The organism is Psychrobacter sp. AOP31-B2-9, assembly GCF_052378005.1.
Classification (GTDB): domain Bacteria; phylum Pseudomonadota; class Gammaproteobacteria; order Pseudomonadales; family Moraxellaceae; genus Psychrobacter.
Genome location: NZ_JBQSXG010000007.1, coordinates 20,892 through 34,021, shown reverse-complemented (window position 1 = coordinate 34,021; position 13,130 = coordinate 20,892). Strand labels below are relative to the sequence as shown.

Annotated in this window: 11 protein-coding genes; 8 read left to right on the top strand and 3 right to left on the bottom strand. The window is 43.4% G+C overall.

What is annotated here, in order from left to right; all coding sequences use genetic code 11:
* The first annotated feature begins 213 nt into the window (after positions 1 to 213).
* Positions 214 to 813: a GNAT family N-acetyltransferase gene (locus ACT3SX_RS01855; protein WP_192519523.1), complete on the top strand. Its 600-nt coding sequence runs from the start codon at positions 214 to 216 to the stop codon at positions 811 to 813.
* Positions 814 to 876: 63 nt separating this feature from the next.
* Here the strand turns inward: ACT3SX_RS01855 and ACT3SX_RS01850 are convergent, their stop codons facing one another.
* From ACT3SX_RS01850 to ampD, 3 genes are all read right to left on the bottom strand, one after another.
* Positions 877 to 1,422, bottom strand: coding sequence for a hypothetical protein (locus ACT3SX_RS01850; RefSeq protein ID WP_192519522.1), 546 nt, complete (start codon positions 1,420 to 1,422; stop codon positions 877 to 879).
* A 116-nt stretch (positions 1,423 to 1,538) separates the two neighbouring features.
* Positions 1,539 to 3,089, bottom strand: coding sequence for a murein biosynthesis integral membrane protein MurJ (murJ, locus tag ACT3SX_RS01845; protein ID WP_192519521.1), 1,551 nt, complete (start codon positions 3,087 to 3,089; stop codon positions 1,539 to 1,541).
* Between the two features lie 105 nt (positions 3,090 to 3,194).
* Positions 3,195 to 3,794: a 1,6-anhydro-N-acetylmuramyl-L-alanine amidase AmpD gene (gene ampD, locus ACT3SX_RS01840; protein ID WP_192519520.1), complete on the bottom strand. Its 600-nt coding sequence runs from the start codon at positions 3,792 to 3,794 to the stop codon at positions 3,195 to 3,197.
* 279 nt (positions 3,795 to 4,073) lie between these two features.
* Between ampD and ACT3SX_RS01835 the strand changes: the two genes are divergently transcribed.
* From ACT3SX_RS01835 to murC, 7 genes are all read left to right on the top strand, one after another.
* Positions 4,074 to 6,188: an Lnb N-terminal periplasmic domain-containing protein gene (locus ACT3SX_RS01835; protein ID WP_192991976.1), complete on the top strand. Its 2,115-nt coding sequence runs from the start codon at positions 4,074 to 4,076 to the stop codon at positions 6,186 to 6,188.
* A 108-nt stretch (positions 6,189 to 6,296) separates the two neighbouring features.
* Positions 6,297 to 7,136, top strand: coding sequence for an SDR family oxidoreductase (locus ACT3SX_RS01830; protein WP_192519518.1), 840 nt, complete (start codon positions 6,297 to 6,299; stop codon positions 7,134 to 7,136).
* A gap of 167 nt (positions 7,137 to 7,303) precedes the next feature.
* Complete coding sequence (locus tag ACT3SX_RS01825) at positions 7,304 to 8,299, top strand: hypothetical protein (protein WP_192519517.1); 996 nt, start codon at positions 7,304 to 7,306, stop codon at positions 8,297 to 8,299.
* Positions 8,300 to 8,376: 77 nt separating this feature from the next.
* Complete coding sequence (gene pyrE, locus ACT3SX_RS01820) at positions 8,377 to 9,087, top strand: orotate phosphoribosyltransferase (RefSeq protein WP_442061807.1); 711 nt, start codon at positions 8,377 to 8,379, stop codon at positions 9,085 to 9,087.
* Positions 9,088 to 9,139: 52 nt separating this feature from the next.
* Entirely contained in the window at positions 9,140 to 10,111 is a 972-nt protein-coding gene (gene gshB / locus ACT3SX_RS01815) for a glutathione synthase (protein ID WP_192991974.1), read from the top strand.
* A 324-nt stretch (positions 10,112 to 10,435) separates the two neighbouring features.
* Positions 10,436 to 11,521: an undecaprenyldiphospho-muramoylpentapeptide beta-N-acetylglucosaminyltransferase gene (gene murG / locus ACT3SX_RS01810; RefSeq protein ID WP_192519556.1), complete on the top strand. Its 1,086-nt coding sequence runs from the start codon at positions 10,436 to 10,438 to the stop codon at positions 11,519 to 11,521.
* 84 nt (positions 11,522 to 11,605) lie between these two features.
* Positions 11,606 to 13,045, top strand: a complete 1,440-nt coding sequence (murC, locus tag ACT3SX_RS01805; RefSeq protein ID WP_192519557.1) for a UDP-N-acetylmuramate--L-alanine ligase — start codon at positions 11,606 to 11,608, stop codon at positions 13,043 to 13,045.
* The last annotated feature ends 85 nt before the right edge of the window (positions 13,046 to 13,130 follow it).

Sequence of the window (13,130 nt, the reverse complement as noted above, 5' to 3'; positions counted from 1 at the left end):
ACTAAAAATCGATGTGTCTAAAATCAGTCATTATAAAGTAAAATGGCTATACTAACATCCTATAGTCTACTCATAATTTAAGTATAACGTTGTCAGTTCCATAATTTTAAAAGAATGTGGTGGTTTATACTTGCTTTTCTTTGATGGCTATCGTTAGAAATAAACCATTAAAAACCTTTATCTGTCATGCTATCAAATAAATATGGAGCCCTTATGTCTGATGTTGACTTCGATGCTGTGCCGTCTCTCTTGCTTAAATACAACCTCACTGACAAATTTACGGTACAGCGTGCAAGTGAAAAAGACTTGCCAGAGATTTTGGCGATTTATAATCAGAGTATTGCGGGTAAACAAGCAACAGCTGATCTGGCAACAGTGACCTGTGCAGAACGTGAAGATTGGTTTAACGAACATATAAATAGTGCCACACGACCTATTTATGTCGTTCGATCAGTGACCAAAACTGGCGAAAGTAATGACCTGACTGAGAGTTCGCCGATAGTGGCATGGGGCAGTTTTAGTGATCTTTATGCACGTACGGCTTACCATATTAGCACTGAGATTAGTATTTATTTGCATCAAGACTTTCATGGAAAAGGACTGGGCAGCTCATTGACACGCTGGATGCTCACACAAGCAGCAGATTTAGATATTCATAACATCATTGCACTTATTTTTGCCCATAATCAGCCAAGCTTAGGGCTATTCCGTAAGCTTGGTTTTGAGCAATGGGGTTATATGCCAAAGGTTTGTGATATGGAGGGCTTTATAGCCGATGTGGTTATGCTAGGTAAGGCTGTGTCGTCAGACTGAAACTTCTGAGATAACGCCACAGTAGATTGATAGTATTTTATCAATGACGGGCACTGTGGTGCTTTACCCTAAAATTTTCCATTGTCCTTCTATTTTCTGTAACTCATAGCTCAAGGGTGCCGGCTCACTCTGTCCTTTTAACAATATCTCGCCAGTGATGGTAGCACGTGTTTTATCATCATTGTATTGAGTATCAATGATGGTGACACTATCGACGGTTTGTTGGAAAGAGTATTGGGTCTTGGCGAGCTCTTCTGCGAAGTTTTCCATGTCTACTTTGTAGTATCCAGCAGCTTCTTTTGCATCGCCGTAATACAGACTGTCTAGTGATTTTTTAACCGTATCTTCTGGTGTGCCAGTTTCGGTATCATTGGTTAGTAGGCTTTTTTGCTCAGTGGCATCTGGCGTCCCGTCAACTGCTTGTTCGCTCTCACTTTTAGCTTCATTGTTAGTATCAGTGTCATTACTAGTATCCGCTGTTTCTGTGGTATCGGTTGTTGTCTCGGCATCTACATCCTTGCTACAACCGCTCAAAAGCAACCCAGTGCTCAGCAGACCTGTGGCAAGTAGGAGTGGCAAACGTTGGAAGGTTAGCTGTCTAGTAGTCATTGTTAAGCCTCAATATTGATTAACTGTCTATTATGGCAATTATTTGCATTGTATATTGTCAACTCTCATACCAAGCTTGTTTTGGTTTGGTAAGTGAAAACCTGCTCTATCTCTGTCTATCCGTGCTTTAGCTGACGAGGACGGAAGCCTGTGGCCAGTAATACCACACCATAAACCAGCGCGCCTACTGCACACATAATCAGTAGAGCTACTATGCGTTTCCACTGAGCATCATTGGTAGGGAAGTAGGGTAGCATGACATAAAGCATACCAACCATGGCACTGGTAGACATTACAAACTGAGCAAACAGTTTTTTCCAGTGGCTACCAAAGCGGAAGATATCACGCTTATGTAAGAAGTAATACAGTAAGCCTGCATTTACAAATGCGGCACCAGTTGTCGCCAATGCTAGACCACCATGTAGCGGTATCTCTAAAAAGTAAAAGATACTGATAAAAATAATACTAAAAATCATGTTGGCAAACACGGAAATAATACCGATTTTCACCGGTGTTTTGGTGTCTTGACGCGCAAAAAAGGCAGGTGCAAATATCTTGATTAACATAAACCCTAAGATACCGCCTGCCATACTCCGTAGCGCCAGCGCACTCATCTGTGAATCCTGTAAAGTAAATTCACCACGCATGAATAAGGACTGCATAAGTACATCTGCTAGCATAAACAAGGCAGCTGCTGCTGGAAGTCCAACCAATATAATCAAGCGTGCTGCCCAATCAAGGGTCTTTTTAAAACTTACATCGTCTTTTTGAGCCTCGCTTTTCGACAAGCTTGGCAAGATAACCGTGCCTATCGCCACCCCGATTAACCCTAGCGGTAACTCACTCATACGCTCTGCAGCATAGAGCCAAGACACCGAACCGCCAATCATTAATGACGCAAACACAGTGTTGAGCAATAAATTAATCTGCGTGACAGAGACACCAAAGATAGCAGGTAGCATAAGCTTTAAAATACGGCGAACACCTTCATGCTGAAAGTCTATCTTTGGTGCAACTAGTAGCTTTTGTTGCCATAGCTGCGGCAGTTGTATCAAAAACTGGAGCAAACCTGCGATAGCAACCGCATAGCCGAGCGCCATGATAGGGGTATCAAACATAGGCGCAAAAATCAGCGCACCGCCAATCATGCACAAGTTTAATAACACAGGGGCAAACGCTGGTGCCGCAAAACGTCCGTAGCTTTGTAATATGCCACTCGCAAAAGCGGTCATAGAAATGAACAGTAAATAAGGAAAAGTCAGACGCAGCAGTTCAGTCGTAATCGCAAACTTATCTGGTTGATCCGCAAAGCCTGGCGCAAACAAGGTTACGACCCAAGGTGCAATTAAGATAACCACTACCGTCAGCATGGACAGAGCCATTAATAGTGCACCTGATGTGCGGCTAACTAAAATCTGTACCTGCTGTAGGCTATATTTTTCTTTATATTCGGATAGTACAGGGACGAAGGCCTGACTGAAGGCACCTTCTGCAAACAGCCGGCGTAAAAAGTTCGGTATCTTAAAGGCGACCAAAAAAGCATCCATCAAACCACCAGCGCCAAAGGCACCCAACAATACGATATCGCGTACTAGACCTAAAATACGAGACAACATGGTCATACTGCTGACCACCATAGTTGAACGAAATAACCGACTTTTTGCCATGAGAACCTATTTTGCTAAGTTGTTTGCTGACTTACTGGTGTCAAAAAATTGACGAATTATAGCATTTTCATAATCGAGATAAATGGATTGAGTGTGGAATATAACTTAGAGTTTGCTATCAATTAGGCTATGGGCGACCATCTCACGCAGCTTTGGCCATTCAAAAAAATCACCGGGATCGGTTTTGCGGCCTGGTGCGATATCGCTATGGCCTGTCACATGACGACGTGTTTTGGGGTAAGCATCATATATAGCTGCGATAACTGGTGCTAGCGTATCGTATTGCTCTTGAGTGAAAGGCATAAAATCTGACCCTTCAAGCTCGATGCCAATGCTATAATTATTACATTCAGGTCGACCTAAATAGCTTGATCGACCCGCATGCCAAGCGCGTTCGTTGAAGTTTACAAACTGAGTAATGGTTCCATCGCGCTCAATAAATAGATGCGCTGAAACTTCCGCCCCTTCGATTGATTTAAAATAAGGATGGGCATTCCAGTCCAGTTGATTGGTAAACAACGCCTTTACATAGGGTATGCCATCAGAGTTACATGCGCCAAAATCATTGGGTGGCAAGCTAATATTATGAATGACAATAGTGTCGATACTGATATCTGTCGGTCTCATATTTTTATTTGGTGACGCAAGCCATGTGGCTGCAGATAGTAAGCCGTCTTTGATAGTCATTGATGCTGCTGTGGTCATGATATTCTCTTTTATAATAGTACTAAGGCGTGTTGATCATTCACAAGTCGGCACTGCTGATCGCTCAGGCAGTTCTAGGCACGCCCTAATAGATGTGCTATAGATGATTTATTGTGATCACTTTTTTATAAAATAATAGCAAAAGTGACGTGGATGCTTAAGCGGTCTAAAGCGAATATGGCTTTTTAAGTTATTTGATTTGACGACTCAGCAGGCATTACTTTCCAATTCTTAATCACGCAATCGGCGTATGAATAATAACATCTGAGGTTTTATCCTATGTCTAAACAGCCCGCTTCTCTATCTGTCGATTGTACCTTAACAGCAACTTGCCAACGAGCTTGTTTGTCATTTGCTATCACTGGATTGCTATTTTCTATACAAGCACAAGCTTTTTTGCCAACGCCAGAACTGCTAGTTACCACAGGGGAGCTGGCAGATAAGCCACAAACGACAATAAATAGTGATACCGCACCTAGCAATAACGCACCATATAATGGTGCTGAAGCAAACGTTCAAAGTACACAAACGATGCTAGGTAAAAAAGACGGTAATACCCAATCGTTGCTAGCTGTGTGGCGCAAACAGGCAGAAACAAAGAATCTAGCACAGCATACAACTTGGCGACGGTTATTGTATTTCTTTGATGATCAAAAGAAGTTAATTGGTAAGAAAAAACAAACGAGCATGGTTGATGATGCTGATTTTTTCTTAAGTAAAAATGGTCGCAGCGATTCAGCAGCGGAACTTGATGCCATGCTCGTTGCGCTTGCAAATGAAACAGCGATGACTGTTAACAATAGCAACTCGGTACTGTGCCGTTTTCCTGCGAGAGTACAATGGCTAACTGATACCTTGAATATCGACGACCCAGCGCTACAAGTTGATTGTCCAGAGCTGGATGAGTGGATGCAAACGATTGCACCTGAGCAGCTGTCTCTTATGTTTGCACAGGAGTATTTAGACAATCCGCTCTCAGCGTTTGCTCATACTCTACTGCGTATCGACTCAAAAGAAAGCGCGGCCGATCCCAAGCAGATCCAGCATGCTTATGCGCTGAATTATACGGTAGATGGCAATCCTGAGGATAGCTTTCCGGCATACTCTGTCAAGTCAGTGATCGGTGCTTATGATAGCCTTATTGAGATTGACCCTTATCCTGAAAAGCTCGCTAATTATCTACAAGGAGATGAGCGTGATACGTGGACCTATCAGCTAGATCTGACACCGAGCGAAGTGCAGCAAATTATGTTGCACGTTTGGGAAACCAAAGATTTGAAGCTACCCTATTACTTCACCACAGATAATTGCGCGTCTGAAGTGTTGCGCTTAATTGATGTGGTGCGCCCGCAGCAGCATTTATTAAGTCGATTACAGTATGCCGTCGTTCCCTCGGATGTGGTGCAGTTACTTGATAAAGAGGGCTTGCTCGCCAGTACTATTTACACGCCAGCAGATAGCACCTTACGCCAATCACAGCTTAATGAGAGCAAGCAGCAGCGTAAGCAACTGGGCTACCATAATAGTGCAGAACAGACTATAAACGAGATTAAATCTGCGCAGCTCGATCCTATCTCAAGTATATCAGCCGATGGTCAGACATTGCAGCAGCGGCGTATCGCTGTGTCGGATAATAATCCAGTGGACCGTCATTCCTTAAACCTGAGCCGTATTGCTATAGGGCAGCGCGGTGATAACGATTATATTGATCTTGGGGTGAGAGCAGGCTTCCATGACATTCTAGATCCCACTTCAGGGTATCCACAGTTTTTTAATTTAGAAGGCTTGGCTGCGACCCTACGTCTATATGACACGGACAGTGATAAAGACAATCAGCCAAAAAATATCGTCTTGCAAAATGCCACGTTAATTCGCGGTCGTTCTTTTAATCCCGTTAATTCTGCTAAGACAGGAAAATCGTGGGGTGCAAGTATCGAGGCGACACGCGTCAATGACGGCTCACAGAAAGATGGCACCGATCATCTAGTAGGAAGTGTTGGCTACGAGACGGGCTGGTCTTGGGCCTTTGGAACCCCGAATGTGGGTACTGGCGAGATGCCACCGCAGTTGTGCTATGCTTTTTTATCAGGGACGACGCAGGCAGGTCGCGGTATTAGTAAAGGCGTTCGTATCGGCGCAGGTGTGAATGCAGGTTGTCACTATCAGATTAACAATCAATTACGTGCGCAGGCTGAATTGCAACTGCCATATTGGTATCATGGCAATAGCGATACGTCTGACGTCCGTGGTCATTATTGGCAGCCGATTTCGACAGTGGGTCTACAATACGATATCGATCAAAAACAGGCGCTACGCATGAAGGCTAACTATGAGTGGCAAGATCGTATCGATGCCAATGAAGACATACAGCTGTCATATAGGCGTTATTTTTAGAGTTTAGTGGCTTTTATAATGGTTTTCAAAATGAGGACAGGGTCTAGTATTTTTTGAGTGTGACTATTGGTATTATCATCAGACGTTTTGCTAAATAAGGGGTATATGATGGGTAAGCAAAATTTACTGATTATAGGTCAAGGTGATATTGGTTTGCCAGTTACCAATAAGCTTGCACAGGACGGTTTGAATGTCACAGGACTGGCTCGTGGTGAACGGTATAATTATGAGCTAGATGACACAGTACAGTTTATGCAAGAGGATGCGTTGAGTTTGACCAGTCAGCAGTTGCAAGACTTCACTCATATTGCCATTATTGTGACTCCTGATGAGTATTCGGCCAGCGGTTATCACGATAGCTACCTTGCTATTTGTCAGCATTTGGCAACGCTTGAACCTCAGCTGCCCAATCTGTCGCGTGTTGTTTTTATCTCCTCAACAGGTGTTTATGGACAAAATGATGGCGAGTGGATCGATGTAGATACTAAGCCACTTACTCCTGAGCGTGAAGCCTCAAGAGTGATATTGCAAGCGGAACAAGCATTGCAACAAGGATTTGGTCATAAAGCCATTATTATTCGTCCTAGTGGTATTTATGGCCGAGCACGCTTAATGCGCCTACGTAAAGCCAAAGAGAAACATAAAGAGCCAGTGGCTGAGGCACATTGGAGCAACCGAATCATGGATCGTGATTTGATTAATATTATTGCAAAAGTAATGACGATAGAGGTGCCACAACCAATCTATTTAGCCACTGACTATGCGCCCGTCACCACATTGGAGTTAGGCGTTTGGTTAAGTCAACAAGTAGGTGAGACATCACCTATGATTGACGATGAAAAAACAGCAGTTACGGGAAAACGCTTGCATAGCAATATTCCATTAGCTTGGCTGGATTATCCTGATTGGCAAGTAGGTTACCGTGATATTTTGCGTCATCAAGCATAATGCTATACCAAAAAAGTAAGCATCATCGTGTCCAAGCTTGTTTAGATGACAATGTGTGGTACTAGCGCTTATGTTTCTCGCTACTCCAAATTTTGTGGATGGTATAAGATGACCGTTGGACCTGATTTGCCTTATTTGTTTTATATTTCGTAATCTATGGAGATTTCATGACCCAGCCTTCTACTTCTGATAATCGCTTAGCTACTACTGATATGACGGCGGTAGGCGGTAAGCTTGCAGAAGGCAACGCTGAGCAATCGCCTATTTTTTCTGATAGTAAGCGACCAGCTATCGTGCACCCTAACTTTGATCCAAAGCAATCACCACTTGACCCTGCAAGGCCTTTGACTGATATTCCAGAGCCTACACGTCGTCTTAATGGTCAGCTCCGCCGGTTATACGGTAATGCGGCGCGTTTTTCTCAGCGTAACAAAGACAATTTATCTAAATGGGCATTGATTGCTTCAGAAGACTTGAGGGATCACTTGTCGCTGCTGCGTGCCGCTAATTTGGCTGAGTTTCCAGACAGTTTTTATCATAATCATAGCGAGCAGCCATTATTAGTACCTCTAACTGACATGATATTGTTAGATATGTCAGATATTCAGAAAGCGCTTCATGCTTATCCAAAGCTGCAGCGTTATGGTTTTTCACTTGTTGATAGTTCATCAAATTCTGAGCTGAATAATACTAATGTCGAAAATAACGGCGCATCGCTACGTGCATTGACCAAACGTTATAATCCCGATGAGCTACTAAATAGTCTTTATGCAGATGATTGGCAAGTGATTTTGCAGCCGCAGCAGTTTGAGACAGGCAAGGGTAGTCTGGCTACTGATATCATGGCGTGTAGTGCTGCTTTGCATGTTTTAAAACAATGTAGTACGCGTAAAAGCATCAACCACAGCTATAGTGCGGCGCAAATTTGTCAGCATATACGCAGCTACCTGCTCAGTCAGGTGATTTGTGAGCCATCACAGCGTCATGTGTATCGTCAGATACGAGTTTTTTCAGGACATATTATTGTTGCTGCTTATCATTTGGGCTGGGAGATACAAGTGAGTCATGACGGACAATGTTACTTTAACCTCTCATCACGCAGCGGTTTGCTGACTCGTTATCCCAATATGCAAGACTACGATATCAATGGCTGGTTAAGTTAATGGTTGGTCAAGCTGACTAATAATGCGTACAATACTGCCAGTTTTTTGCCCTTATTTTTGTCAATAGGAACCTCTCTATGCTTAATGTTTCAGTACCTAACGCTCAAAACCCTTCTTTCTCCTCTCATCAATTTATTCAATTGGCTTTAGACAATCAAGTTCTCAAATTTGGTGAGTTTGTCCTCAAGTCTGGTCGTATCAGTCCGTATTTTTTTAATGCCGGTTTGCTTGCTAGCGGTGAGATGTTATCGTTATTAGCACGTGGCTATGCTGATGCATTGGCAGCGCAAGTGGCTGAGGCAAATAACGGCGCAGATGTGCAAGAGTTGGTCATCTTTGGTGCTGCGTACAAAGGCATTCCTTTTGTGGCTGCAACGGCACAAGCATTGTGGTTGCATCATGGTATCAATGCTAAATGGGGTTATAACCGCAAAGAGGCCAAAACCCATGGCGAAGGTGGTAATTTGGTAGGTGCTGATGTCAGTGGCAAAGCGGTTTGGGTGCTTGATGATGTCATTACAGCTGGCACGGCAATGCGTGAAGTCGTTGAGATTTTAGAACAAGCGGGTGCGAGCGTTGCAGGTATTATCGTTGCGCTTGATCGTAAAGAAAAAGGCCAAAGCGATCATTCTGCCATTCAAGAGCTGGCCTCAACATTAGAAGTGCCAGTACGTGCACTTGTCGATATTGATGATTTAATCAGTTATTTAGCAGATGACAATAGTCAATATAAAGATGCGACCCAGCTGGCAAAAATGCAGCACTATCGTAAGCAGTACGGCGTATAGTTGGGCACTGAGTTCGTTTCATATTAACAATATAACGTAAGTGAGTCTTATCATGAGCCAACCAAAACAAGAAAAATCGCTAAATATACTCGTCATTATGGATCCTATTGAGCAGGTTAACTATAAAAAAGACACCAGCCTAGCCATGATGTGGGCCGCTCAAGATCGCGGACATCAGCTTGGTTACTGTCAGATTCATGACTTGTGGTTGGACCGTGGTCAGTTGATGGTTGATACACAGCCGCTTACAGTGAAGCGTGATCCTACAGATTTTTATACATTGGGCGATAAAGCAACAGGGCCAGTGGGCGACTATGACGTGATCTTGATGCGTAAAGATCCACCGTTTGATATGCGTTTTATCTATACGACCTATATGCTCGATCATGCCAAAGCTGCAGGCGTATTAGTGGTCAATGATCCACAAGCGATTCGTGACTGTAATGAGAAACTGTTTGCCACTTGGTTTAGCAACTATATGAGCCCAACGATTGTGACCAGCAAACAAGCACATATTCGCAAGTTCATCACTGAGCAGCAAGACGTTATCGTCAAACCGTTAGATGGTATGGGCGGCACAGGGATTTTTCGTTTAACTGCTGATAGTCCCAATATTGGTGCCACGCTTGAGATGCTCACAGAGCTTGAAACATTACCCATCATGGCACAGCGTTATCTACCAGAAATCAAAGATGGTGACAAGCGTGTACTCATTGTCGATGGGGTAGTAGTGGACTATTCGTTGGCTCGTATTCCGAGCAAAGGCGAAACCCGAGGTAATCTGGCTGCTGGTGGTCGCGGTGTGGCTATGCCGTTAACGGACGTTGAGCGCCAAGTAGCTGAAGTGGTTGCACCGATCGTTAAGGAAAAAGGTCTAATGTTCGTTGGTTTGGACCTAATCGGTGGCCGTATCACTGAGATTAATGTCACTAGTCCGACCTGTGTACGCGAGATTGATGATCAGTGCGGTACAGATATTGCAACCGACTTTATCATTGCTATTGAAAATAAATTGGTCATTTGAGCAACTGAGTGCTGGCTCTAGCAATAATAGAGTGATTTATTTTTAAGGTATCTGAACAATGGTAAAAAATGGTTGTGCTAGTATGTTGTATTGATACGCTATAAATAAGAGCGACTTTATCATTGTCTCACCATGTTTATCAAAGCCAAGTCGCGGTTACTCACGACTTGGATTTTTGTTATTGATAATGAATAAAATACTATATATAAGCTCACTATTTACACTATACTATGCGATATTTTATAGAGTCGTTATTTGTTGATGATTTGAATGTTGGTAGAGTAATAAGTTCTTTATATAAACAAAAAAGATAGGCAGATATACATGAAGACACCGCATATATTAATGATGGCTGCTGGTACAGGCGGGCATGTTTTCCCTGCATTGGCAGTGGCTGAAGAATTGACTCAGCGCGGTGCTGTTATCCATTGGTTAGGCACCCCAAATGGTATGGAAAATGGCTTGGTTCAACCAACTGGCTATAGTTTTCATGCTATCGACATGCAAGGGTTACGTGGTAAGGGAATAGGGCGCTTATTAAAGCTGCCAGTGACTTTGTTGGCAGCGACGATGGCTGCTATAAAAGTAATTCGTAACAATCAGATTGATATTGTTGTCGGCTTTGGTGGTTATGTGACCGCGCCTGGTGGTATTGCCGCACGGTTGACCAAGACGCCACTGATTATCCATGAGCAAAATGCCATCGCTGGCATGAGTAATCGTTATTTGTCTAAGATGGCGACCAAAGTATTGCAAGCCTTTGAGGATACGTTTGCCAATAGTGAGCTTGATGCAAAATTAGAGACAGTTGGTAATCCAGTACGTAATGCTATTACTGGGGTCGATGAACCAACCGTGCGCTATGATGTCAATGATAGCTCACCGCTTAAATTACTTGTGGTTGGTGGCTCACTTGGCGCGCAAGTATTGAATGAGACAGTGCCTAAATCATTGGCACTGATGAATCATGCTTTTGAAGTGCGTCACCAATGTGGTCGTAATAATGAGGCAGCCACACAAGCGGCTTATGATGAGCAGGATTTAAGCATTCATAAGTTTGTCGTACAGCCGTTTATCGATGATATGGCGGCAGCATATAATTGGGCTGATATTATTGTTTGCCGCGCAGGTGCATTGACGGTGACGGAAATTCAGAATGTCGGTATCGCCGCTATTTTTGTGCCGCTACCACATGCCGTTGACGATCACCAAACTGCCAATGCTAAGACACTAACTTCACATGATGCCGCGATTTTATTGCCCCAGTCAGAGCTTACGTCACAGCGTTTGAGTGAAGAGCTTTCTTCCCTTGATAGAGCGAGCTGTTTAGCAATGGCCAAAAAAGGTCACGCTCTTGCCAATCGCAGTGCCAGTAAGCAGGTTGCTGATATTATTTGGCAAGCCCTATAGTTTGTGATTCTATCAGCGGCTATTTTTATGACCAATTATTTTAATTTACTACATTTTACTCGCCTTTAATAAAGAGAATTTCTTATGCCTACTTCTGCAAAAGCTTTACCTAAGCGTTTGATTGAAATACCAGAAATGCGCCGTATTCAGCATTTACACTTTGTAGGTATTGGTGGTTCAGGAATGTGTGGCATTGCAGAGGTGATGAGTAATCAAGGGTATGAAGTCAGTGGATCTGATATTGCTGAGAGTGTAGTTACACGTCGTCTACAGCAAATTGGTATTGATATATCCATTGGTCACGACTCAAAAAACATCGCCAATGCGGATGTTATCGTCGTATCATCAGCGATTGACCGTAGTAACCCTGAGATTAAAGCTGCGCTTGAGGCACGCTTGCCAGTGGTACGTCGCGCGGATATGCTGGGCGAGTTGATGCGCTATCGCCACAGTATTGCTGTTGCAGGTGCTCATGGTAAGACCACAACGACTAGTTTGCTCACTACGATGATGGCAGAAGGTCAGCTCGATCCTACATATGTCATCGGTGGTAAATTAAATGCCTCTGGTAAAAATGCGGCACTAGGTAGCAGTCGTTTTTTAGTTGCAGAAGCCGATGAATCTGATGCATCTTTTTTATCTTTGCACCCTATGGCTGCGATCGTAACTAATATCGATCAAGATCATATGGAAACCTATGAGAACAGTTTTGATAAGCTAAAAGCGGCTTATATTCAGTTTTTACAAAACATGCCGTTTTATGGTTTGGCAGTGGTATGCGGTGATGACCCAGAACTTTACGCGATGATTGATGACATCGGTCGACCTGTATTAACCTTCGGACTCGAGCCTTTTAATGATGTGCAGGGTATTGACCTAGTCACTGAAGGCACCAAGACGCACTTTACTGTTTTGCGCCGTGACCGTGAACCATTACGTTTGACACTCAATATTCCTGGTACTCACAATGTCTATAATGCACTGGCCGCTATAACCATGGCGACTGATGAAGGGGTCGATGATGCAGCGATTACCCGTGCACTTCAGAAGTTCGAAGGCGTTGGCCGCCGCTTTGAGCAGCAAGCTTCTGTAGATATTGATGATGGTAATGTTCTATTGATTGATGATTATGGTCATCACCCAAAAGAAGTCGATGCGACTATCAAAGCTGCCCGTCAAAGTTTCCCTGATCGTCGCTTAGTCATGTTATTTCAGCCACACCGTTTCAGTCGTACGCGTGACTGCTACGATGATTTTGTCGAAGTGCTATCAAGCGTCGATGAGCTATTATTATTAGATGTATATTCAGCAGGTGAAACGCCGATTGCAGGTGCTGATACCAAGTCGTTGGCACGTAGTATTCGTTTACGTGGTGAAGTTGAGCCGACGATTGTAGATAAAGACAATTTGGCGCCTGTAATGCAGCGTTTATTGAAAGCCAATGATATGCTGATTACCCAAGGTGCTGGTAATGTAGGACAGATCGCTGTTGATTTGGCTGCAAATAACCTTTACATCAAGTAAGCTAAAAGAACTTTAGGAACTGTCCTTATGACGACAAATAATGATCAGAAGAATACAAAACATGAAGCCATAGATACTGCTGAAA